The organism is Clostridioides sp. LIBA-6622 (assembly GCF_056716095.1).
Genome location: NZ_CP196998.1, coordinates 2,771,328 through 2,794,332 on the forward strand (window position 1 = coordinate 2,771,328; position 23,005 = coordinate 2,794,332).

A 23,005-nucleotide genomic window follows, 5' to 3' on the forward strand; every position below is an offset into this window, starting at 1 on the left:
AGGTTTAAGTCTAGGTAATTACAATAATTATCCCAGCTTATGAGTTTTCCCAGTACTTAATATAGCACTAAAAGTATCTAATTTTATCTTACATATTATAATTGAGTTCTCTTCATCATTTGGCAGCGCCACATCCGTTCCCACTGGAATCACCTCTTTCTGTTGTTTGATTATATTATAGCATATTATATATTTAGGGACAAGTATTTTTCAGAAAATTATTTATATTCAGTTTTTTATTTTTTTACATAAAAATAGCCAATATAAAAATCATACTATCTTCATTGAAAATCTCTTAAATAGATAAGATTTCAGAAATACGATTATATATTGGCCATTTTAATTACTTTTTCTTAAACATATCTTCTATTTTCTGCCCGAATGTTTTTTTCTTTTCGTGGACGTTCGACCCACACTCCTTCGCAAATTCCCTTAATAGGTCTTTTTGCTTGTCGTTTAATTTTTTAGGAATTTCAACTACAACTTTAACATACTGGTCTCCTCTTGAATTACCTCTAATTCTAGGGATTCCTTTTTCTTTAAGTCTAAATACAGTTCCAGTTTGTGTTCCTTCTGGTATACTGTATTTAACTTTTCCATCTAAAGTAGGTACTTCTATCTCATCACCTAAAGTCGCTTGAACAAATGTAATTGGCATCTCAAAGTAAATATCATTTCCATCCCTAGTAAATAGTGGGTGTGACTTAACATTAACTACAATATATAAGTCTCCTCTTGGAGCACCTTTTTCTCCTACTTCACCTTGACCAGAAAGTTTTATCATTTGACCATCATCTATACCTGCAGGTATATCTACCTCTATAGTCTTAACTTTTCTCGTATTTCCAGTTCCATGACATTTACTACATGGAGATTCAATAACTTCTCCAGTTCCATTACAAGCACTACAAGGTCTTGAACTTGCTATATTACCAAATGGAGTTCTTTGAACAGTTCTAACCTGACCAGTTCCATTACAAGTTGAACAAGTTTTCTTTGATGTACCTGGTTTTGCTCCAGTTCCACTACATTCTTCACACTCTTCACTTCTGTTTACTTTTATAGACATCTTTTTACCAAATGCAGCTTCTTCAAAAGATATAGTGACACTTTGTCTTATATCCGCACCACGTTGAGGACCTCTTCTTCTCTGTCTTCCACCTCCGAAGCCTCCTCCAAACATGTCACCAAATATATCTCCAAACATATCTTCAAAACCACCAAAGCCTTGACCGTTAAATCCTCCTTGACCACCAAAACCTCCTTGGCCATTTAGTCCATCATGCCCAAACTGGTCATAAGTTTTTCTCTTTGTATCATCTGATAGTACTTCATAAGCTTCATTTATCTCTTTAAACTTTTCTTCTGCTTCTTCATCACCAGGATTTCTATCTGGATGGTACTTCATTGCTAATTTTCTGTAAGCTTTTTTTATCTCCTGAGCTTCTGCACCTTTACTGATGCCTAAGACTTCATAATAATCCCTTTTTGTACTCAAAAATTGACACCACCTTCATTTTACAAAACGATAGCTTGTAGAATAATAAACTACAAGCTATCATTAATTCTTATATTCTACTTTAAGTTATATAATCTATGATATATTATATTCTTTATGATGTATATTGTCCATATATCTTTAACATCTATATGATTTTCATAAATCATATATTATCTAGCTATCATTTAGTCTTACATATTATATATCTTATTTGTCTTCATCTACTTCTTTAAAGTCAGCATCTACTACATTATCATCTTTAGGTCCATTGTCTTGAGCTTGTTGTTCTGCACCTTGTGTTGCTTGTTGCTCTTGTGCTGCTTGTTGGTACATTTCTTGAGATACTTTTTGGAACTTAGTCATTACTTCATCTGTAGCTTTCTTAAGTTCTTCTGCTGTAGCATCTTGTTTGTCTTTTACAGATTTTAAGTTTTCTATAGCTTTTTCTATATCTTCTTTATCACTTGAACTTATTTTATCTCCAAGTTCATTTAAAGTCTTTTCAGTTTGATATATAGTAGATTCAGCTTGGTTAAATGCTTCTATTTTTTCTTTCTTTTGTTTGTCAGCTTCTGCATTCATTTCAGCTTCTTTTACCTTTTGCTCTATCTCTGCTTCTGATAGATTAGTATTTGATGTTATAGTTATTTTTTGTTCTTTTCCTGTACCTAAGTCTTTAGCTGAAACATTAACTATACCATTTGCATCTATATCAAATGTAACTTCTATTTGAGGTATTCCTCTTTGTGCTGGTGGTATATCTGTTAATTGGAATCTTCCTAAAGTTGTATTGTCATAAGCCATACTTCTTTCACCTTGAAGAACATGTATATCAACAGCTGTTTGATTATCAGCAGCAGTTGAGAATACTTGAGATTTCTTAGTTGGTATTGTAGTATTTCTTTCTATTATCTTAGTCATTACATTACCCATAGTTTCTATACCAAGAGATAATGGAGTAACATCTAATAATAATAAGTCTTTAACATCTCCTGCTAAAACTCCTGCTTGTATAGAAGCACCTGCTGCAACACACTCATCTGGGTTTATACCTTTATGAGGCTCTTTTCCTATAAATTTCTTAACAGCTTCTTGTACTGCTGGTATTCTTGTAGAACCACCTACTAATAATACATCATCTATTTCTCCTGTAGAAAGTCCTGCATCTTGTAAAGCTCTCTTAGTTGGTTCCATAGTTTTTTCAACTAAACCTCTAGTTAATTCTTCAAATTTAGCTCTTGATAAATCTATATTTAAATGTTTTGGTCCTTCTGCTGTAGCAGTTATGAAAGGTAAGTTTATGTTTGAATTCATTGTTGATGATAATTCTTTCTTAGCCTTTTCTGCTGCTTCTTTTAATCTTTGAAGAGCCATATTATCATTTCTTAAGTCTACACCTTCAGCTTTTTTGAATTCATCTGCTAAATAGTCTATTACTATTTGGTCAAAATCATCTCCACCTAATCTATTGTTACCAGCTGTAGCTAAAACTTCAAAAGTTCCATCTCCTATTTCAAGTATAGATACGTCAAAAGTTCCTCCACCTAAGTCAAATACTAGTATTTTCTTTTCTTGGTCTAATTTATCCATACCATAAGCAAGAGCTGCTGCTGTTGGCTCATTTATTATTCTCTTAACATCAAGTCCTGCTATTCTACCAGCATCCTTAGTAGCTTGTCTTTGAGCATCTGTAAAGTAAGCTGGAACTGTTATAACTGCCTCTGTTACTGTTTGTCCTAAGTAACTTTCTGCATCTGATTTTAATTTTTGTAATATTATTGCTGATATTTCTTGTGGAGTATATGATTTTCCATCTATATTTACTTTGTAATCAGTTCCCATATGAGTTTTTATAGAAGTTATTGTCTTATCTGCATTTGTAACTGCTTGTCTTTTTGCAGGCTCTCCAACTATTCTTTCACCATCTTTTGTAAATGCTACTACTGATGGAGTAGTTCTCATACCTTCACTATTTGCTATTATTTGTGCTTCTCCACCCTCTAATACTGCAACACATGAATTTGTTGTTCCTAAATCTATTCCTATTATTTTTCCCATGACTAAAATCCTCCTCGAGTAATTATATAATTAAGTTTTTCTTATTTGAATATTTTATATTAGGTTAAATAATTTAACCTTTAATTTATATTTAGCAAGAAACTTTAACCATTGAAGGTCTTACAACTTTAGTTCCTAGCTTATATCCTTTTTGAAGCACCATTACTATTTGATTTGCTTCAACTCCATCTACACTTTCTTGCATAACTGCTAGGTGTAAATTAGGGTCAAATTCCTTAGATTCTGCTTCTATTTCTTCTACTCCAAACTTTACTAGAGTGTCTATTAACTGTTTATGTACAAGGCTTATACCCTTATACATAGTATCTTCCTTATCTTCACATGCATCTAAGGCTCTTTCCATACTATCTATAACTGGTATCAACTCAGTTATTATCTTTTCATTTGCAAACACACCTATTGTCTCTTTTTCTTGTTGAGTTCTTCTTCTGTAGTTCGCATATTCGGCTTGAAGTCTTTGATATTTATCATTTGATTCATCTAATTCGTCTTGCAATTTTTTTTCTGCTAACTTAGAATTTATATCTGTTACATTTTCATCATCAACTTCTTTTTCATCACTTGTTTCGCTTGATTCCTTGCATTCTTCATTAACAATTTCCTCTTCTAACTCTACTTGAGTTTCAGATTCTTGGTTAATAGAAGTATCATTTTCTTCATTTACTTCCTGTTGCTCATTTTTTTTATCCAAGACTTTACACCTCTCAATTTAAAATTTCTTTACTTTCTATTAATTAATAAACTCATATAATTTATTATAGAGTAAATTCTAGCATAATCCATTCTTGTAGGGCCTATAAAACTTATTCGCCCGACCAAGTCTCTATCTACATTATAAGTTGCTGTAACTATACTACAATCCTGCGCCAACTGACAATCATTATCACTACCAATTATTATATTTAGATTGTCCTTTTGTATTCCCTTTGATTTAATTATGTCAGCTATTGTTTCCTTTTTCTCCAACATATTTAAAAATGACTTTGCTTTTAATACATCATTAAATTCTGGATAGCTAAATATATTAGTAGCTCCATTTAATGATAGAGAAAAATCTTCTTCTTTCATATTTGAATTCAAAGCATTTAAAAGCTCATCTATAAGTCCAGAATACTCACTTATTTCGTATTTAATAAAAGCAATTAGATTATCATCCAAATCTGTTATACTTTTACCTAAGAGCTTCCTTGTAAGATTATCAGAAATCAAGTTTAACTTAGATTGATCTAAATATACATTAGTTGTAAGGTTAGCTTTTTTTAAATCTCCTTTATCTGTTACAACTATAAGTAAAATATTATTGTCATTCATAGCAACCAATTGTATGTGCTTTATAACACTTTGATTTATTAAACTCTTAGTAACTGCTACAGTTGTATAGTTTGTTAGTTGAGATAGTAGCTTTGAAGTTTCATGAATCAATTCTTTTATATGATTTATATTATGATTCATACATTGTTCAATAAGAATCTTATCATTATCATCCAATTCGCTTTTACTCATAAGAGAGTTTACATATAACTTATAGCCTTTTTCAGACGGAACTCTACCCGCAGAAGTATGAGGCTGAATCAAGTACCCTAATTCTTCAAGGTCAGCCATCTCATTTCTTATGGTAGCAGCACTAACACCTAAATCATGTCTTTTAGATATTGTTCTAGAACCTATAGCTTCAGCTGTTTCTATATAATCTTTAACTATAGCTTTGAGGATATTTAATTTTCTTTCATTTAATTCCATCTTATTATGCCTCCTAGCTGTTAGCACTCACCAAGTTCGAGTGCTAAAAAGATTATATATATTATATACCATTATAAATTTATTTTGTCAACACCTTAAAAATTATTCCATAAATTCTATAAATATACTATTGGATATTTCCCTTCCTTTTTGAGTTAGTTGTATACCTTCAAAGCTCTGATTTATAAGCTTTCTATCTAATAATATCTCTATTTGCTTACTATACTTTTCTCTAAAATCTAGTCCAAAATTTTTTTTAAAATCTTTAAATTTTATGCCCTTATTCATTCTAAGTCCCATAAATATTTTCTCTTCTATCATATCTTTTTCAGAAAGAACTTCACTTTCTTGTATTGGTTTCTCTCTTTTTGCTAGACTTAAATGATATTCATCTAAAGATTCTAAATTATTATATCTATTCTTATTAATATAGCCAGAAGCCCCTGCTCCTAGACCTATGTAATGTTCACATTCCCAATATAAGATATTATGCTCACAATTATAACCTTCTTTTGAGTAATTTGATATTTCGTATTGATTATATCCTTTTGATTTTAGATAGTTTATTGTATACTCATACATTTCTATATCTACATTTTCATCTATAAGCTCAAACTTATTACTCTCATACATATTATATAGCTCAGTACCTTCTTCTAATATAAGAGAGTATGCTGATATATGTGTTGGATTTAAGTTTGAAACTTTTTGAAGCGTTTCCTTCCAGTCACATAGAGTTTGATTTGGAAGACTGTACATTAAATCTATATTAATATTTTTAAAACCTACACTTAATGCATCTTTATAGTTTTTCTCAAATTCTTCATAAGTATGTATTCTTCCTATAAAGTTCAAATGTTGTTCTTGAACAGCTTGTAATCCAATACTAAGTCTATTTATACCAATATCTTTCATAGTTTTCAATTTTTCTAGTGTCAATGTCCCAGGATTACACTCTATAGTTATTTCTGCATTCTCATCTACATTAAACATTTCTCTTACACTTGTAAATATTTCTCTTATTTCATTAGATGTCAATATACTAGGTGTACCTCCCCCTACAAAAATACTCGTTATTGTATTGTTACTATTTAGATGGTAATCTTCTTTCTTCTTATATTTATTATCCTTAGATAATTTATTACTGTATAATTCCATTTCAATTTTTAAATCTTCTATATATCTTCGTTTTGAATCTATGTCCATTTTGTAAGAGTTAAAGTCACAATACTTACATTTTTTCACACAAAATGGAATATGTATATAAAGTCCTAACATTTTTTATTCCTCATTTCTTAAATTATCTTAAAATATCAATTATTAAATTATAAATCAAACAAGATAGCACATCAAGTAACATATAAAATACTTATATCATGTAATATCATAAAAAATTTGGATAAAAGTTAATTTTTACTTTTATCCAAATTCATATAACTTAAATTAAGTACTTATCTTTTCTTCATATAATAATAAACTGGTAGACCTAATAGTGTTATAAGTATTCCACCTAAAGATATTACTGTTGAAGTTAATAGTTGATTTATTATTACAAACAGACCTCCTAATATAGCAATGATTGGTATTATTGGATATAAAGGAACTTTATATGGTCTGTGTAAATCAGGCTTTTCTCTTCTAAGTCTCATAACTCCTATAAAAGTCAGTACATAAAATACCCATATTGAAAATATAGTTAAATCTGTAAGAAGATTAAACTGCCCAGACAATGCATATACACAAGCTAATACAGTTATAAGTAATATTGAATTTACAGGAGAACCTCCTGAATTTACTTTTAAAAGAGCTTTAGATGCTGGTAAAGTTCCCATTTCAGCTAATGTATATGGTATTCTTGACCCTGTCAATAAATATCCATTCAACGTACCAAATACTGATATTAATATACCCACAGTTATTACTTTTCCACCTAAATTTCCAAATAATCTTGTTGCTACTAATGTAGCTGGGGAAGTAACTGTTGCTAATTCACTTGCTGGCACTACCCAAAGGTAAGCTATATTTATTATAATATAAACTGTCATAACTAGTGATAAACCACCAACTATCGCTCTTGGTAAATCTTTCTCTGGAGACTTCATTTCTCCTGATATAGCTCCAACATTTATCCATCCATCATATGCAAATAATGTTGCTATTAATACTTGTCCAAGTGCATTTGATACGCTGACACCATCTCCTACAAATGGACTTAACACTTCACTACTTTGACCTTTAATAAATCCAAAAACTATTATTAAAATTAAAGGTATCATTTTTCCAACAGTTGCTACTGTTTGAACTTTACCTCCTAAAGATGAGCCTATTATATTTAGTAATGCTAGAAATAGTATAACTCCAATTGCTATAGGAAGTACATTAGCCATATTATTTGGACTCATACCCAAAAGTTCAGATGCTTGTTGAGCAAATATTACTCCTAGAGCTGCCGATGTACCTGGAAAAAATAATACAGTTTGCATCCATCCAGTTAAAAAACCTAACTTCTCTCCATATATCTCTTCGATATAAATCATCATACCACCAGTTTTTGGTATAGCAGCTGAGATTTCTGTAGCTGTAAGACCTGCAGTTATTGTTATAAATCCACCTAAAAACCATGCTATAATACCTAGACCTGGAGCTCCATTAGTTGTAGTGTATATTGCTTGTGGCTTAAAAAAAACTCCCGAACCTATAACCATACCTACAACAGTAGAAAGAGCTGCTGAAAGACCAATAGTCTTTTGTAGTTGAGTACGCATACTGTCCCTCCTCACTGTTTTATAGTGCATAAAATATTAATTTTATAAATTATGGTTTTAGTATTCCCAAAGTTTTTTTTTATATTAATCTGCTAATTTTAGATTAAGTTTCTATACATTTAAAAATTGTACAATCTCAATCTCTGAAATAATCTCTAAAAATCATTTATTTTCTCTAAATAAGTACCATATTTTCAGCTTTTTAAATTAATTAAACTAAAATTTTCATACTCTATTCTAAAATGTATATATATTTAATACTTTTTCTTTCAGTGTTTCCTTTTCATTTAGTTCTGGATTATTTATAACAATTTCAAGCATCTTATTTAATAGATGTCCTATATCTTTACCTGGTTTTACACCTATAGATATCAAATCTCTTCCATTAATAGCTAAATCTTTAATATTAAAGCATTCGTTTTGATTTATTATATGTTTAAATTCTTTTTCACACTCAATAAGGTTTAATATCTTTCTTTTTGCATATTTCGGATTTTTAGCAAGTGTATCTGCCCAATTAACCTTTATTAAATCTTCAAATAGTTCAACATCTTCAAGCTTATTTAATAACTTTTTAATTATTTTCCTTTTTGGCTCTATTCTATAATCATGATATTGTATTAATATCAAAACTTTATTAATAGTATAATTATCATACTTGAGTCTCTTTAAAATCCGCTTTGCAATCTTTACAGACTCTCTGCTATGATTATAAAAGTGGTCAATTCCATTTTTATCAGTCGTTTTAGTTACCTTTTTTCCCAAATCATGAAACAACATTGTAAGCTTTAAATATAATTCATCTTCAATTACTTCTGTAGCCATTAAAGTATGTTTTTGTACGTCATAAATATGATATGGATTATGTTGAGTAATATCTTCTAATTCACATATTTCAGGAATTATAAATTTCAACAACCCTGTTGAATTTAACAATTCTAATTTAGATGAATCAGATACTAGCATTTTATTGAATTCAGTTTGGATTCTTTCTATAGAAACATTTTTTATCAAATCTGCTTTTTTGTGAATACTTTGCTTAGTCTCTTCAGCTATTTTAAAACTGAGTTGTGCTGAAAACCTAATTGCTCTAAGCATTCTAAGTGCATCTTCTTCAAACCTATCTACTGGATTTCCAACACAACGTATATACTTACTTTGTATATCCTCATACCCATTAAATGGGTCAACCAACCCAGTCTTTGAATTGTATGCAATTGCATTGATAGTAAAATCTCTTCTTGATAGGTCCTTAATTATGTTATTTGTAAATTCTATTGAATCTGGATGCCTACCATCACTATAATTTCCATCTATTCTATAAGTTGTTACTTCAAATGGTTCATGTTCAATCATAACTGTTACAGTCCCATGTTGTATCCCAGTTGGAATTGTTCTTTTAAATAACTCTACTACTACTTCTGGTCTTGCACTAGTTGTTATATCCCAGTCATTTGGAATTCTTTCTAACAAACAATCTCTAACACAACCTCCAACTACATATGCTTCATGACCATGTTTTTCTAATTCTTTAATTATATAATCTACTTTTTTAGGAATTTCTATATTAATCATAAATATCACCTTTTTATTTTTCTTCAATATACTCTTGTTTATATTTTCTATGAGTTTACTTAAAATATACCACAAAAAAGCTAGATTAATTTAGAAATAATTCTAAAATCACTCTAGCTTTTAAATAACTTTATCTAAATTTATAAAAATTTATTCATCTAATTTAAGTACAGACATAAATGCTTTTTGAGGAACTTCTACAGAACCAATTTGTCTCATACGCTTCTTACCTTCTTTTTGTTTTTCAAGAAGTTTCTTCTTACGAGATATATCCCCACCATAACATTTAGCAAGTACATCTTTTCTTAACGCACTTATCGTCTCTCTTGCAATAACCTTATTACCAACAGCTGCTTGTATAGGTATAGCAAATTGATGTCTTGGGATTTCACCTTTTAGTTTCTCACACATTGCCTTCCCTCTAGGGAACGCACGTGTTTCATGAACAATAAAACTAAGTGCATCAACTTGCTCTTTATTAATTAATATGTCAAGTTTTACAAGTGTAGATGCCACATAACCTTTAACCTCATAATCAAGAGAACCATAACCTCTAGTTCTTGATTTTAAAGCATCAAAGAAATCGTAAACAACCTCATTAAGAGGAAGGTCATAGTGAAGCATTACTCTTCTATCATCTATATATTCCATATTTAACAGGTTTCCACGTCTTTCTTGACAAAGTTCCATGACTACACCTACATAATCTTTAGGAACTATTATATCTCCCTTTACTATAGGCTCTTCTATCATCTTTATCTCAGATGGCTCTGGTAAGTTTGCAGGATTTTGTATCATTACAACTTCTCCATCAATTTTTGTAACTCTGTATATAACAGATGGTGCTGTCGTAATTATATCAAGATTGAATTCTCTCTCAAGTCTTTCTTGCATTATCTCCATATGTAAAAGACCTAAGAAACCACATCTAAAACCAAAACCTAGTGCTGCTGAAGTCTCTGCTTCATACTCAAGTGCAGCATCATTTACTTGAAGTTTTTCAAGAGCATCTCTTACATTTTCATACTTTTCTCCTTCTCCTGGATATATACCACAGTATACCATTGGAGTAGCTTTTTTATATCCTGGTAAAGGTTCATCTGTAGGATTATTCGAATCTGTTATTGTATCTCCCACACGACAACTTCTTATATCTTTTATGCTGGCTGCAATATAACCAACATCACCTGCTGATAATTCACTAAGCTCAGTTTGCCCTGGAGCCATAACACCAACTTCAGTTACTTCAAACTTTTTATTAGTGTTCATCATTTTTATTGTCATGCCTTTTTTGGCAGTTCCTTCAAATACCCTAACATAAGCTACAACACCTTTATAAGCATCATAGTAAGAATCGAATATCAATGCCTTTAATGGTGCTTCATTATCTCCTTTAGGGGGTGGAACATTTTTTACAATATCTTCTAAGACATCTTCTATGTTTAAACCAGTCTTAGCAGAAATAAGAGGTGCCTCACTTGAGTCAAGCCCTATTAAATCTTCTATTTCATGTTTTACTTCCTCTGGTCTTGCACTTGGTAAATCTATTTTATTTATTATTGGTAATATTTCTAAATCTTGGTCTATTGCAAGATAAACATTGGCTAAAGTTTGTGCCTCAACGCCTTGAGCCGCATCGACTACCAATAATGCACCTTCACATGCAACCAAACTTCTTGATACCTCATAGTTAAAATCTACATGTCCAGGTGTATCTATAAGATTTAAATAATATTCATTTCCATCCTTCGCTTTATACATTAATCTTATGTTTTGAAGCTTTATAGTAATTCCTCTTTCTCTTTCAAGGTCCATATTGTCAAGTAATTGACTTTTCATGTCCCTTTCACTAACAAGCCCCGTTTGTTGTATTAATCTATCAGCTAAGGTAGACTTTCCATGGTCTATATGTGCAATTATACTAAAATTTCTAGTTCTACTTTGTTTATTGTCCACCTTAAAATTCCCTCCTCTTAATTATTCTTATAGTTATTATTTTATATTATATAAAAACTCTTTATATTATATAAAAACTCTTTATATTATATAAAATTTTTGAATATAAACTAATTGACACTAAACAAAATTATCCACATTATATGTGGATTATCAAGTCTAACACTAAATATTATATAATATCATAAACTTAAAGTAAATCCTATAAGGCACAGTTAATGTATTTTTATTTTCTACACTAAGAACATATAACTAAAATAAGGCTTATTTTAATCAATAAACCTTATTCACTTATTATTACTTATTAAATTTTTTGATAATTCCATTTATATCAAAGTTCGTTATATCAAAATTAATACTTGGAAAATCATATTGTTTCATTCCTAACATACTTTTTGCATTACTATCTACTATAAAGACACAAACTGATGTACATATAATCATAGTAATCAAAAAAACTATTTTCATAATATACTTATATTTTCTTAGTTTACTTTTACTTTCTATATTCTTTTCTAATCGGCTCATTTAACATGCTCCTAATTGTATCTAACAATCTAATTTTTTTGTTTAAAATATTCATCCAAAATCTCAGCTAGATACTTTGTAGTAGCTTTAGATTCTTCTATACTTGTTGCATTATTTCCTATTTCTACTAGCATATGATTCTTAACTGCAAATTGATTAAATCTAGCATAGTCTTTTTCTACTATTGGAGATACCAATCCAGGGTATTTCTTTTCGGCAAAAGCAGTTATATCATCTGCTAAAGCTCTAAGTTGTGCTCTATTTGTATTTTTACCTCCTACAACAAAGAAAAACTTCGCTACTCTCTCTCCATTTATCATAGTTGTATATTTTAAATGGTCTTTTTCTTTAGTGGCTGGATTAGTTAAATCCCTAGCATCTCTATGTAAGTCTATTGCTATGTCCACTGAATTATATTTAGGGAGTATACTTTTTATTGTTTTTAAGCTACTTGCATAAGAATTATTATAAGATGGATAGTCATGGTACTTAGTTGTATGAACTACACCCCATCCCTTACTATCTAAAGCACTAGTCAATGCACTTCCTACTTCCATTACTGAGTTTTTCTTATCTCTTGAATGATAGTTTCCAGCAGGTGAATTTGAATAAGTTTCACATCCATGAGTATGATATATTAAAATCCTTGGATTTTCTTTAGTTACTCTTAAATCATCCTTGTATTCTGAGCTCGATGTAGTGTTAGTTTCAGTTGTATCCGAATTTTTTGATTCAATATCTGGAACATTTTCTTTACCAACATAAAGTTTTATATATTCTTTTTCACTTTCTTTTTTGTTATCAACTTTACTGACATCTTCAGATTTTTCATTTTCATTTTTACTTTCTTTGTTTGTTTCTTTATTTTTATTATTCTTTTTATCTTCTGTATTATTTCCTTCGACTTTAGCTTCTGGATAAGATGAATTTACTAAAAACTTTAAAAAATCGTCTTGATTCAAAGCCAATGATTTTCCTGGTAAAATGCATGCTAATATAAAAGTCAAGGTTACTACTTTAATGCATTTTTTAAACATAATTGTTCCTCCTTATTTTATACCAATCTACCTGGATGCAAAGACCTATTTAATCCTTCGCTTATTATTATAGATAGATTTTCGATTGTATCATCTATGTCCTTTGGTGTTACTATTAAGTTTTTATCATATGGGTCTAATGAATCTTTTATTAGATGATACTTTTCTTCTTCTTTAAGTTTTTTTAACATTTCATAAAAACTTTCTGTTTCTTCTGATTGAGCTATTAAATTGTCTATTGCCATATCTAAAACATCTATAGTAAGAGTTGCTGCATCAACTACAGTTGGTACACCTATTGCAATAACTTCCACTCCTAAAGTTTCCTTAGTTAGAGATTTTCTCGTATTGCCAACACCTCCACCAGGTGATATTCCTGCTGTTGATATTTGTATAGTAGAGTTTACTCTTTCCATTTTTCTCGAAGCTAAGGCATCTATTGCTACTACTCTATCTGGCTTAACCTTCTCAACCAATGACTTTACTATTTCACTAGTCTCTATTCCAGTAACTCCCATAACCCCTGGGCTTAAAGCTGATACTTCTGTAAAATCATCATCATAATCTTTATTATAATTTTTAAAAAGATGCCTAGTTACAAGTGTTTTTGATACACTCTTTGGTCCTAATGCATCAGAAGTAATGTTTCTATTTCCAAGACCAATCACCAATGTCTTTTTGTTTTTATCTTGTCCAAATAAATCTACCAATTCATCTTTCAAATAACTTATCATTTCTTCTCTTGATTCATCATCATCAAACTTCATAAGATTACTTTCCAGAGTTATATACTTTCCTATATCCTTATTCATTATCTCTGCACCTTGTCCGTCTACTACTTCAACTTTTGTTACAATACAATTTTCTAATTCTTTCGTTTCTATTTTTACACCAGGAATACTACTTCCTTCTTGAGACTTTTCACACATTTCACTAGCTTCTAAAGCTAAATCTGTTCTTACACTAATCATATAAACCTCCAGTATAAATTAAATGCTAATTATAATTGTTAACAAAATTTAGTATTTTATAACAAAAAACTATAAATTTATTTAAAACAAGTAAATTCAACGCTTTCAGAACCACAAAAATGAGTTTGGTCAGTAAATGGTCAGTAAATATATTCATCCACATTTTATCCACAATGTTATCAACAGATTTATCCACAGATATGAAAAAGGTAGCAACTATTTATATAGGCGCTACCTTTTTGTATCTATTAATCTTCTTCTTTCCAAGTTTTTATCCAATCTCCTATTTCTGTTATTTTATCTTCCGTTATTTTTTCCCCATCGTGTAATTTTGAAATCAGTTCTGACAGAGGATTGTTATGTAAACCTCCAAAAATTCTTTTACCTTCTAATTTTAAATATTCTTTTTCTTTTACTAATACTGTATAGTGTACATGTTTCCCAATTCGCTGAGATATTAAAAAACCCTTTTTAGTTAGTCTAGTTAAAAGTGTAATTGTAGTTGTATGTTTCCAGCCATACATTTTTTCTATCTCATCTGCAACATCTTTTGATATTACAGTTTTATAACCAGTATTCCATATGTATTTCATAATTTTTAATTCTGCATCTGGTAATTTCTTATTTATCATAATATATCCCTTCTTTCTATAAAACTCAAACTTGTCTTTTTATCATATCTTTTATATTTGTTATGAATTTTTTAAATTTTTCTTCTATTATTTGATTCCTTCTATGTATAGTTGTAAATATTCGAGTAAAAAAATCATCATCTATATTTATATTTCTTTCTTCTCTTATAGCATTTAAATATTCTTTTTTAGTTAATAATACTTCATAACTAAACTGAAAACCTATCCTCTTCTTTTTTAATACTTTCATCTTTACTAATCTTTTAAGTAAAATTTCTGTAGTACTTTTCCTCCATTTATACCTCTCCTGCATTGCTAAGATTATTTCTTTTTTAGATAGAATAGACTTTTTCCTCCACATATATTCCATTAACATTAGTTCTCCCCTGCGTAATTTGGCTATTACCTCTTGCTGCTCCATCTTATGTCACTTCCTCAACTTGTCTAACTTAAACTAATAATAGGAGCTTTTTAACACAAAAACTAGAGGTAAAATTTACCATATATTCTACTGTTTTAGTTTGTTTTTATATATAAAAAATATTATTCATATCTATAAACTTATTCAATTTTCAAACACATATGTTGAATAATAATTAGTTGTATTGTATTGTTTTAATTGTAGAATAATACTAAATTGGTAAAACTAGAGGAATTTAGTGGCATAAATATTTATTAAATAAGACTTGTAAAATGAATTATAAGTTATATTGGTAAGTTATCAAAAACATATACTCTTTTGGTTTTGTGAAAGTTTTTTAGGTGGGCAATAATATCTATATTTAAAAATAAATTGTATGGATATACACATATATTGACTACTTATAATTATAGTTTATATGGTTATTATAATTTTATAAATACACAGTTAGACGACTTTGTAATATGGTGCATAGAAAATATGGTAGAATCTTGTCTGCATAAAGCAATGATATTGATAGGTAAATATAATTATAAAAGATTAATTAATTTATATCATCCATCTTGTGTAAATCATATCTATTCTAGTGAAAATTTTAATATAATCTAGTAATTTCAATGTAATTACTAAATTATTTACTAGATATTTTATTTATTAATTCTATTGACATTTATTAAATACTTTAGTAAAATGAATTTAATAAAATTTTTAAATAAAAGGAGATTGATAAAATGAGAGTACCTGAATATTTGTCACACAAACCTATAGTTGCGGTAGATAATTATGATAGAATTGATGGAAAGTATGCAAATAATTCTGATGCAAAAGCTTTGTCTTTAGGGAAAGCACAATGGAGTGATGATGAGAATATTGAAATTTCAGCTAAAGTTTGGAGACACACTGGAGGGAAATGGTCTAGACAAAGTGAAGAATTGCCCCTACATAGAGTATTGGATTTAAATATATTAATACTATCATCAATGATGATTAAAAAAGATAATAATCTTTCAAAGACTAATTTAGATGAAGTTATATTAAATGAATCTGATAATAAAATATTAGAAAAATTTTTAGATGAAAATCAAGAATATCTAAAGCCTAGAATCAGAGAATTAAAAAGAATCTTAAATGAAATAAATTTAGAAGATTAAAGTTAGTTAAGTAGGTGAATGAATTGTGTAATTTTAAAACTTACATATTAAAAAGAACTCTGAACAATAAACAACTAGAAATAACTCGAAGTTTTGACTTAGATAATCTTATTTGTACTGCAACAGAAATATTGAGAGATAATGAGATTGATTTGATAATCATTGATGAAAAAAACGAGGTTATTTGGAGAAGTAAAAAGAGCATCCCTTACGACAGAAAATGCTCTCTTTAATATGATTAACTTAGTAAAGATGGATTGGATGTTCATCTTTACTTTTTTTATTATATCATATAATTTACTCTATGAAAAAGACCTATTTAAATCGTTTCTAAGATATGTTGAGTAAGATTCTTAATAGTTTATGTATTTCAAAAAAATAAGCACTCTTTTTATAGGAGTGCTTTGGTGTATGTTAATGTATATATCTAATACAATTATAACATGTCTTATGTTTTAGTATGATAATTTTCGTTCGTTTTATTGTTACAACTTATACTATAGTTTTATGTATTTCTTTTTAAACATAAAACTATAGTATAAGTAGAAACTTTATTCTCCAAACACAGTTCTTTTCATGATATATTTCTTTTATAGCTAATTTAGTTGTGTATTTACTATATGTTTTTGTTAATATAGTGTAGAATAATATAAACAATAAAAAATGGGGGGGGAATAAAATGGCATTTCCAAAAAATGTACAAGTTAACGCACTTGCCTCTTGCAAAAGACATTGTTGCCTATGTGAAAAATACTGTAAAACTAATATTGAATTACATCATATTATACCGAAATCAAAAAATGGAAAAGATACAATTGAAAATTGTATCCCTTTATGTTTTGATTGCCATGCAGATGTTGGTTCATACAATCCAAAGCACCCAAAAGGAAAAAACTATTCCATTGAAGAATTAAAGAATCGCAGAGATAAGTTCTATGAAAAAATTAAAAATATGCCTATAGGATTATCTTTTCTAAGTGATGAAGATTGTATAAAGTTAAATGAATTTAAAAATGATATAGCTCATATTGTGGAATATATAATATCTATAGACTTTTCAGCTGAGCCATTTAATTTGAATTTAAAGTCATATCTAGATAATATACTGTATAAATGGGGAAAAATAACAAATAGGATGGATAATATTAATCTGGAAAACATAAAGTTTAATATTTTAGCAAATATCTCCACATTAAATTCATATTTAACTCCTAAATATTTTCATAGTACACCTTATGAAACTTTAATATTTAACAACCATCCATCAGAGAATTTGCAAGAGTTACAAAAAGAAACATATAGTTTAAGAGTTTCTCTAAATAAATTACTCAACAAATTATATGAGTATAAATAAAAACCATTTTTAAATACAAAAAGGACTTTCTTAAAATAAAAAGATAGTCCTTTTTAAGTCTATCTATTAATAAAATCTAATACTTTATAAAGTGTATCAAATCTATCATTTCCCTTTATCATAGTATATCTCTCCTTAGTTATAGAACTTATCTTATTACATGCTCCTCCACCAATAACATATAAGTTCTCCGTCTGACCTGGTACATAGTCTTTTATATCACATACTCTACATTCTTCTTTCTTATAATTCCAACTGATTATTTGTGCTAATACCTTGTCAACTTCTCCCTCGAAAACTACTGTATGCTTATACATTTGTTTCACCTCAATATTATCTATTTTCTTATTTAATATACCTTCTGCTATTAATTTTGCAACTGTATTTTTATTTTTAATATAGTAATCTGTATCTGCTTTACTGTCTACGAAACATACTTCAATTAATATTGCTGGTGCTTTTGTATGACTAAGCCAATACAAGACTCTTGCATCTGATTTGGCACCTCTATTTTTAAATACAGTTGATAATTTTGAATTAACTCTCTCAGCATATGTTTTACCATTATTAGTTTTATATATTGTTTCTGTACCCATTGGATTTAAGGTTGTACTATTTGCATTAAAATGAATTTGTACTGCTAAGTCTATGTCTTGTTTGTTTGCTATTTTACATTGTTCAGATAGATAATTATTAGATTTATCTATCTTACCAGTATATACAGTTGCTCCACCTTGTTTTAACCATTTCACTATTAAGTCAGTTAGTATTCTGTTTTCTTTTCCTTCATCTATATAACCTACTGCTCCAGTTCCTTTACCTGTTAGTGTATGACCTGGTACTATTGCTATTTTCATTGTTTATTTTCCTCCTTCAATTGTTTGTAAGTTTGATTTATACCTATTGATATACCCCAACAAATTACGCCTTGTAAGATTGAGGTTGGATTTAATCCTAACATCCATACTGAAAAACCTACTCCAAGTATCAATAATACTACTGGAATATACTTGTTATCTAATTGTTTATACTTCTTACATCCTGCTCCTATAACATAAAGAGCAGCTACTAAAATTAGTAACTGCTCTGGTATGAAACTTATTAAATTATCCATATCTTATCCTCCTAATTAAAATATTCCTCTCTGTATTGCAAATATAAAGAACCCTACTAATGTTGTAATCATTGTTCCAATTAGCCATTTTAACATGCTTGTAAGCGAGTTTAAATTCTCGCATAGTGCCTTTAACTCTGCTTTAGATTCTATATTTGCTACTTTTAATTCGTCTATTTCATCATTATGTTTATTTATTGTTACCTCATGTCGTTTCAAATGGTCTTTGAAAAGTTCTTCATTCATGTAAGCCTCCTAATTTTTGGTATTAAAAAAAGACTATGCTATATAGTCCTCTCCTACAATTTCTTTATATTCTATTGATGTTATTTTACTCTTTACAACTGCTGTTTTAACTTGCTCTTTAGTCCAATTTCCATTTTTATAAAAATCTGTTATTATCTTGTACCAATTCATTTATATCACCCCATTACTCATAAGTTGAAATGTTAAATCTGCTATTGTTTGTTCTGTAGAATTTACTCTATCTTCTATACTACTTTTAACATCTGTATATCTATAGAAAACTTCTTTAGTATCTATATTTATAAATAACTTTGCCTCTTTATTCTCTACATATTGTTGTACTGGCAATTCCTCAACTAAAACTCCACTTTTTAAATCTTCTTCTGATAGTAAAGTTGGTTTATAGTGTATCATCCCAATATATTTTATATTTTGTTTCTCTGTATCTAGTAAATTTCCTAAATAAATCATTAAAGTTCCTCTCCTTTTTCATATGAATAAACCTTTTTTGATAATACATTTCTAAAAATTCCACCATTAATAAAAAAAACTATATCATTTATTATAAACATACCAGCATTTGGGTATGTTTCAGTAAGTTTTCGGTAACTGTCAACGTGTTTAAGAGTATTTAAACTTATTTTTACAAAAGGACTACTAGAAAGTGAATATAAAGCATATATATATCCATTATATATATCAAAATTGTCATATTTACTATCATCCGAATATACGATTAAATTTAAATTTGCGTCGTATTTTACTAAAGCACCTTTTTTGTTACTATCAATTTCTATGCCTCTTTCTGCATCAGATACAATAACAAAATCATTTAAAAACTTAATATTTTTTTCATACAAATATCCACCTATCCTAAAATCTTTAGCTATAGTAAAATCAAAATTTATTTTAGATAAATGACAGTTTGTAATACTACTTGTGTTTGAATGTTCTGTTGTTGCATAAATACCATTTTTGTTGCAAACAAACTTGCCTCTATTAAAATTGTAAATTTCATTTGATGATAAATTCTTAGTTAGCATTATATACATATCAGATATTCTTATTTTATGGAGTATTGAAGAAGTTTCATTTCCATATACTCCATAAACACAATCTCCATATGCACACAATTTATAATAAGCACCTTCTATAGATTGTATCTCGCTTCCAGTTGCTTTATTTATTTTATATAATTTATTATTATCAGATATAAATAAAAATTCTTGAGTAATACAAATACATGAGAAGTTAGCATTAGCTAAAGTAATATCAAAAACTACTGTTTCATCATTAGCATTAATTTTAATTAAATGAGTTTCTTTAATTACATAAAAATAAGGTTCTTCATAGTCAAAAGTTTTGAAATTTCCACTACATCTTTCAATATATTTTATAGCTCCATTTGTAACTAAATACGCATAGCTATTTGAAAGTGTTGTTTCTCTTAAATCCAATCGACCCTCTTTTTTATCAATTTTATTCTTTATTTCTTCCCATGTATCATTTGTAGTAACCTCTGCACCTTTGGAGTTTAATGTTGTTACTACATTATTTTTAACATTAACTCCAGACTGAAAAACCTCTTTTAAAGCATCTTCTACATTATCACTTTCAAATAAATTCTCCGTATCTTCTATAGTTACTTTCTTTGCTTCTAAAACAAGATTTCTAACTTTATTAACTAACTCTTTGAAAGTCAATTAAATCACCTCTTTCCAATAAAAAAAGAACCTTCTATACTGTTGGTTCTACTGGTGTTTCTTCTTTATTTAATAAACTTGTTAACTCTAAATATTGTTCCTCTGTAATCCTGTTTACCGCATAGAATACATCCATTTTGTGCTGCAAATCCTCTTTGGCACTATAGTTCTTTTGTTCTATCATTAATTTTAATAAGTTATACATATTAATTCCTCCTAAAGACTATTATTTAATTTCATATTTACTACTTCAAAGGCTGTGTTTACTATCTCACTATCTCTATTTTTATTTTCTTCTTTTAACATACTTAGTTCTTCTTCTAATGCTTGTAATCTCTTTTGTTCATCTGTCAAAATGACTTCTATATTTTTTAAAACAGGCTCTTTTGTGATTGGATTTATTGACTCTATATACTGTTTACTATAGTCTATACTTCCAAACTCAACATCTAAGTAATGTAATTCGGTTATTGTATCATGCTCTGATACATCTCCTGTTGTTTCTCCAGTTTGAAGTAATATTTTTCCGTCTTGATTATAAATTATTCTATTTCCTCTATTCATATTTAATTACCACCTTTCTTATTCATAAGCATACCATGTAAAACTTTCTCCAACTTTGCAACGATATATGTCATCACTAGTATTAGTGCGTGTGTCACGATAAGTACGTAAAACAAAATTACTACTATCAACACTTAAAACAAACATATGAGCAAGAAAATAATATTCATTACTTCTATTAACACGACCAACAGAAGTGAATTTATTTAAATTATTAACAGCATAAAAATCTGAGCCATAACTACCATCATAAAGGGTAATTTTTTCAACAATAATGAGACTAGGGATGAAATTTAAATTAATAGGAACAGTAAGACTTCTCGCATAGTTACTACCAGCCGAATATCGTGAGTAAAAATTGTCATAATCATTTTGAGTAAAAGTATAAGTACCACTAGCCCACTTTTTTCTTTGACTAAGCTGATTATTCAACTCTGTTATTCTATTTTGTAACTCCTGTACACTAGCATCTGAGCTATCAAAAGAAGTCTTTATTTTCTCTGATAACTCAACGAGTGTATTATTTAAATTTGCTTCTATATTCTTTAATGCTAAAGTATTTATAATACTTGTTTTTCCATTCTTAAATCCTGCATTAACTTCTGTCAATTTTGTAGATATATCATTTAAATTCACATTTTCGGGCAATGGCATTATATTCTTACTTATACTTAATACTTTCTCTACTGTAGCATTTGCACTGTCTGTAACTACTATTTTAAGTGTGTGTAGTGCATTATCTTCTAATGTATAGTTAATTGTTTTCTCTGTTGTTAAATCTTCTGTTATAGTTTCTTTTAATACATCATCTATAAATATTTCTATTTTAGTTAATAATGCAGGGTCTGTGTGGTCTGCTTTAAACGTTGCAGTAGTTGAGTTATAAGCTGATACATTTAAAAAAGGTAATGTTTGGAGTAATGTTATTTTGGCTTTACCATTGACTCCACTATTACCCGCTGATGTTTTACCTGCTGTTGTACTAGCATTTTCTAGCCAATATTCAGAAGTTGGTGTATATCCAGTAGGTTTATAACTGTTTTTAGTTAGAACATATCCACTACCTCCTCCGCCATTGCAGTGAGAATAGTAGCAACCTGAACCACCAAACCATCCACCACCGCCTCCTGCATGATTAGAAGAACAACCACCTTTTCCAAAGAAGCCATCATTTTTGCCATCATTTTCTAAACCTCTACCTCCATCATATTGAGTTGCTCCAACAGCACTTCCATCAGAAGTAATACTATTTTCTCCTTTTAATCCACCTCCATTACCACCTCCAAAACCTGCATGACCACCACCGCCTCCTCCTGCTACAATTATACGTGAAAATAAACCTTGTTCACTGTCCCACGCTCCTCCAACAAGTCTTATATCAGTAGCTCCTCCTCCAGTACTAACACCATAACCACCTCCATTAAATGCATAGTTAGTAGAAGAAGTATCTAAACCTAGTTGACCAACATAAACATATAAAAGAGTCTCTTTTCTTAGTATAAGTTCACCAACAGAGTATCCTCCACCCGAATGAGAAGTAGCACTATGCGTTTCTCCACCACTAGCGCCCCAGCATTCAAGTTTATATCTACCTGGTTTTAAAGTAATAGGTTGTTCTGTACCTGTATAATCAAAATTCCATTCCGTAGTCATTTCATCACTCTCCTT

General features: G+C 29.1%; 25 protein-coding genes. 3 read left to right on the forward strand and 22 right to left on the reverse strand.

Features of this window, described 5'->3' with window-relative positions; translation table 11 throughout:
* Positions 1-343 precede the first annotated feature (343 nt).
* The 13 genes from dnaJ to ACTG47_RS13160 all read right to left on the reverse strand — a co-directional run bounded on the left by dnaJ (position 344) and on the right by ACTG47_RS13160 (position 15,205).
* Positions 344-1,498 carry a molecular chaperone DnaJ gene (dnaJ, locus tag ACTG47_RS13100; protein WP_169467921.1) on the reverse strand — a complete coding sequence of 385 codons (1,155 nt, stop codon included), beginning with the start codon at positions 1,496-1,498 and terminating at the stop codon, positions 344-346.
* A 210-nt stretch (positions 1,499-1,708) separates the two neighbouring features.
* On the reverse strand, positions 1,709-3,559 hold the full coding sequence (gene dnaK, locus ACTG47_RS13105) for a molecular chaperone DnaK (protein WP_479924874.1): 1,851 nt from the start codon (positions 3,557-3,559) through the stop codon (positions 1,709-1,711).
* Between the two features lie 91 nt (positions 3,560-3,650).
* The gene (grpE, locus tag ACTG47_RS13110; RefSeq protein WP_169467917.1) at positions 3,651-4,271 is read right to left on the reverse strand and encodes a nucleotide exchange factor GrpE; all 621 of its coding nucleotides are present in this window, start codon (positions 4,269-4,271) and stop codon (positions 3,651-3,653) included.
* A gap of 29 nt (positions 4,272-4,300) precedes the next feature.
* Positions 4,301-5,320 (reverse strand): heat-inducible transcriptional repressor HrcA, encoded by a 1,020-nt coding sequence (hrcA, locus tag ACTG47_RS13115; protein WP_169467915.1) that lies wholly within the window; start codon positions 5,318-5,320, stop codon positions 4,301-4,303.
* A gap of 102 nt (positions 5,321-5,422) precedes the next feature.
* Positions 5,423-6,598 (reverse strand): radical SAM family heme chaperone HemW, encoded by a 1,176-nt coding sequence (gene hemW, locus ACTG47_RS13120; protein ID WP_479924875.1) that lies wholly within the window; start codon positions 6,596-6,598, stop codon positions 5,423-5,425.
* A gap of 173 nt (positions 6,599-6,771) precedes the next feature.
* On the reverse strand, positions 6,772-8,085 hold the full coding sequence (locus ACTG47_RS13125) for an APC family permease (RefSeq protein WP_479924876.1): 1,314 nt from the start codon (positions 8,083-8,085) through the stop codon (positions 6,772-6,774).
* Between the two features lie 237 nt (positions 8,086-8,322).
* Positions 8,323-9,660, reverse strand: a complete 1,338-nt coding sequence (locus tag ACTG47_RS13130) for a CCA tRNA nucleotidyltransferase (RefSeq protein ID WP_479924877.1) — start codon at positions 9,658-9,660, stop codon at positions 8,323-8,325.
* A 150-nt stretch (positions 9,661-9,810) separates the two neighbouring features.
* Positions 9,811-11,616 carry a translation elongation factor 4 gene (gene lepA, locus ACTG47_RS13135; protein WP_169467907.1) on the reverse strand — a complete coding sequence of 602 codons (1,806 nt, stop codon included), beginning with the start codon at positions 11,614-11,616 and terminating at the stop codon, positions 9,811-9,813.
* Positions 11,617-11,913: 297 nt separating this feature from the next.
* Complete coding sequence (locus tag ACTG47_RS13140) at positions 11,914-12,144, reverse strand: hypothetical protein (protein WP_479924878.1); 231 nt, start codon at positions 12,142-12,144, stop codon at positions 11,914-11,916.
* A gap of 29 nt (positions 12,145-12,173) precedes the next feature.
* Positions 12,174-13,181 carry a stage II sporulation protein P gene (spoIIP, locus tag ACTG47_RS13145; protein ID WP_479924879.1) on the reverse strand — a complete coding sequence of 336 codons (1,008 nt, stop codon included), beginning with the start codon at positions 13,179-13,181 and terminating at the stop codon, positions 12,174-12,176.
* A 17-nt stretch (positions 13,182-13,198) separates the two neighbouring features.
* A complete protein-coding gene (gene gpr, locus ACTG47_RS13150; RefSeq protein ID WP_479924880.1) occupies positions 13,199-14,152 on the reverse strand; it encodes a GPR endopeptidase in 954 nt (317 codons plus the stop codon).
* Between the two features lie 248 nt (positions 14,153-14,400).
* Entirely contained in the window at positions 14,401-14,784 is a 384-nt protein-coding gene (locus ACTG47_RS13155; protein ID WP_479919141.1) for a BlaI/MecI/CopY family transcriptional regulator, read from the reverse strand.
* A 25-nt stretch (positions 14,785-14,809) separates the two neighbouring features.
* Positions 14,810-15,205, reverse strand: a complete 396-nt coding sequence (locus tag ACTG47_RS13160) for a BlaI/MecI/CopY family transcriptional regulator (protein WP_479919142.1) — start codon at positions 15,203-15,205, stop codon at positions 14,810-14,812.
* A gap of 731 nt (positions 15,206-15,936) precedes the next feature.
* On the opposite strand from ACTG47_RS13160, the gene ACTG47_RS13165 reads away from it, so the two are divergent.
* From ACTG47_RS13165 to ACTG47_RS13175, 3 genes are all read left to right on the forward strand, one after another.
* Positions 15,937-16,356, forward strand: coding sequence for a DUF6530 family protein (locus ACTG47_RS13165; RefSeq protein ID WP_054272103.1), 420 nt, complete (start codon positions 15,937-15,939; stop codon positions 16,354-16,356).
* A gap of 14 nt (positions 16,357-16,370) precedes the next feature.
* On the forward strand, positions 16,371-16,589 hold the full coding sequence (locus tag ACTG47_RS13170; RefSeq protein ID WP_479924881.1) for a hypothetical protein: 219 nt from the start codon (positions 16,371-16,373) through the stop codon (positions 16,587-16,589).
* A gap of 446 nt (positions 16,590-17,035) precedes the next feature.
* Positions 17,036-17,710: an HNH endonuclease gene (locus ACTG47_RS13175; RefSeq protein WP_479924882.1), complete on the forward strand. Its 675-nt coding sequence runs from the start codon at positions 17,036-17,038 to the stop codon at positions 17,708-17,710.
* A 59-nt stretch (positions 17,711-17,769) separates the two neighbouring features.
* On the opposite strand, the gene ACTG47_RS13180 is transcribed toward ACTG47_RS13175, so the two are convergent.
* From ACTG47_RS13180 to ACTG47_RS13220, 9 genes are read right to left on the reverse strand one after another with little or no spacing between them, the layout of a single operon-like run.
* The gene (locus tag ACTG47_RS13180; RefSeq protein ID WP_479924883.1) at positions 17,770-18,567 is read right to left on the reverse strand and encodes an N-acetylmuramoyl-L-alanine amidase; all 798 of its coding nucleotides are present in this window, start codon (positions 18,565-18,567) and stop codon (positions 17,770-17,772) included.
* A complete protein-coding gene (locus ACTG47_RS13185; protein ID WP_479924884.1) occupies positions 18,564-18,824 on the reverse strand; it encodes a phage holin family protein in 261 nt (86 codons plus the stop codon). Before ACTG47_RS13185 ends, ACTG47_RS13180 begins: the two co-directional genes overlap by 4 nt.
* Before the next feature lie 15 nt (positions 18,825-18,839).
* Entirely contained in the window at positions 18,840-19,070 is a 231-nt protein-coding gene (locus tag ACTG47_RS13190; protein ID WP_054271786.1) for a hemolysin XhlA family protein, read from the reverse strand.
* 33 nt (positions 19,071-19,103) lie between these two features.
* Positions 19,104-19,241 carry an XkdX family protein gene (locus tag ACTG47_RS13195; RefSeq protein ID WP_479924885.1) on the reverse strand — a complete coding sequence of 46 codons (138 nt, stop codon included), beginning with the start codon at positions 19,239-19,241 and terminating at the stop codon, positions 19,104-19,106.
* Complete coding sequence (locus ACTG47_RS13200; protein ID WP_479924886.1) at positions 19,242-19,541, reverse strand: hypothetical protein; 300 nt, start codon at positions 19,539-19,541, stop codon at positions 19,242-19,244.
* The gene (locus ACTG47_RS13205) at positions 19,541-20,773 is read right to left on the reverse strand and encodes a hypothetical protein (protein ID WP_479924887.1); all 1,233 of its coding nucleotides are present in this window, start codon (positions 20,771-20,773) and stop codon (positions 19,541-19,543) included. Before ACTG47_RS13205 ends, ACTG47_RS13200 begins: the two co-directional genes overlap by 1 nt.
* A gap of 34 nt (positions 20,774-20,807) precedes the next feature.
* On the reverse strand, positions 20,808-20,957 hold the full coding sequence (locus ACTG47_RS13210) for a hypothetical protein (RefSeq protein WP_479924888.1): 150 nt from the start codon (positions 20,955-20,957) through the stop codon (positions 20,808-20,810).
* A 32-nt stretch (positions 20,958-20,989) separates the two neighbouring features.
* A complete protein-coding gene (locus tag ACTG47_RS13215) occupies positions 20,990-21,337 on the reverse strand; it encodes a hypothetical protein (RefSeq protein WP_479924889.1) in 348 nt (115 codons plus the stop codon).
* 18 nt (positions 21,338-21,355) lie between these two features.
* Positions 21,356-22,990: a glycine rich domain-containing protein gene (locus ACTG47_RS13220; protein ID WP_479924890.1), complete on the reverse strand. Its 1,635-nt coding sequence runs from the start codon at positions 22,988-22,990 to the stop codon at positions 21,356-21,358.
* Positions 22,991-23,005: the final 15 nt, after the last annotated feature.

What these genes read in the sequence shown, in the direction of transcription:
- hemW (WP_479924875.1), bottom strand. Translation starts at nt 6,598, where the DNA reads ATGTTAGGACTTTATATACATATTCCATTTTGTGTGAAAAAATGTAAG.
- ACTG47_RS13155 (WP_479919141.1), bottom strand. Translation starts at nt 14,784, where the DNA reads ATGATAAATAAGAAATTACCAGATGCAGAATTAAAAATTATGAAATAC.
- spoIIP (WP_479924879.1), bottom strand. Translation starts at nt 13,181, where the DNA reads ATGTTTAAAAAATGCATTAAAGTAGTAACCTTGACTTTTATATTAGCA.
- ACTG47_RS13140 (WP_479924878.1), bottom strand. Translation starts at nt 12,144, where the DNA reads ATGAGCCGATTAGAAAAGAATATAGAAAGTAAAAGTAAACTAAGAAAA.
- ACTG47_RS13220 (WP_479924890.1), bottom strand. Translation starts at nt 22,990, where the DNA reads ATGACTACGGAATGGAATTTTGATTATACAGGTACAGAACAACCTATT.
- ACTG47_RS13125 (WP_479924876.1), bottom strand. Translation starts at nt 8,085, where the DNA reads ATGCGTACTCAACTACAAAAGACTATTGGTCTTTCAGCAGCTCTTTCT.
- ACTG47_RS13130 (WP_479924877.1), bottom strand. Translation starts at nt 9,660, where the DNA reads ATGATTAATATAGAAATTCCTAAAAAAGTAGATTATATAATTAAAGAA.
- gpr (WP_479924880.1), bottom strand. Translation starts at nt 14,152, where the DNA reads ATGATTAGTGTAAGAACAGATTTAGCTTTAGAAGCTAGTGAAATGTGT.
- dnaK (WP_479924874.1), bottom strand. Translation starts at nt 3,559, where the DNA reads ATGGGAAAAATAATAGGAATAGATTTAGGAACAACAAATTCATGTGTT.
- ACTG47_RS13190 (WP_054271786.1), bottom strand. Translation starts at nt 19,070, where the DNA reads ATGAATGAAGAACTTTTCAAAGACCATTTGAAACGACATGAGGTAACA.
- ACTG47_RS13215 (WP_479924889.1), bottom strand. Translation starts at nt 21,337, where the DNA reads ATGAATAGAGGAAATAGAATAATTTATAATCAAGACGGAAAAATATTA.
- ACTG47_RS13160 (WP_479919142.1), bottom strand. Translation starts at nt 15,205, where the DNA reads ATGGAGCAGCAAGAGGTAATAGCCAAATTACGCAGGGGAGAACTAATG.
- ACTG47_RS13210 (WP_479924888.1), bottom strand. Translation starts at nt 20,957, where the DNA reads ATGATAGAACAAAAGAACTATAGTGCCAAAGAGGATTTGCAGCACAAA.
- ACTG47_RS13180 (WP_479924883.1), bottom strand. Translation starts at nt 18,567, where the DNA reads ATGAAAATAGCAATAGTACCAGGTCATACACTAACAGGTAAAGGAACT.
- hrcA (WP_169467915.1), bottom strand. Translation starts at nt 5,320, where the DNA reads ATGGAATTAAATGAAAGAAAATTAAATATCCTCAAAGCTATAGTTAAA.
- ACTG47_RS13200 (WP_479924886.1), bottom strand. Translation starts at nt 19,541, where the DNA reads ATGATTTATTTAGGAAATTTACTAGATACAGAGAAACAAAATATAAAA.
- ACTG47_RS13175 (WP_479924882.1), top strand. Translation starts at nt 17,036, where the DNA reads ATGGCATTTCCAAAAAATGTACAAGTTAACGCACTTGCCTCTTGCAAA.
- ACTG47_RS13195 (WP_479924885.1), bottom strand. Translation starts at nt 19,241, where the DNA reads ATGAATTGGTACAAGATAATAACAGATTTTTATAAAAATGGAAATTGG.
- ACTG47_RS13165 (WP_054272103.1), top strand. Translation starts at nt 15,937, where the DNA reads ATGAGAGTACCTGAATATTTGTCACACAAACCTATAGTTGCGGTAGAT.
- ACTG47_RS13185 (WP_479924884.1), bottom strand. Translation starts at nt 18,824, where the DNA reads ATGGATAATTTAATAAGTTTCATACCAGAGCAGTTACTAATTTTAGTA.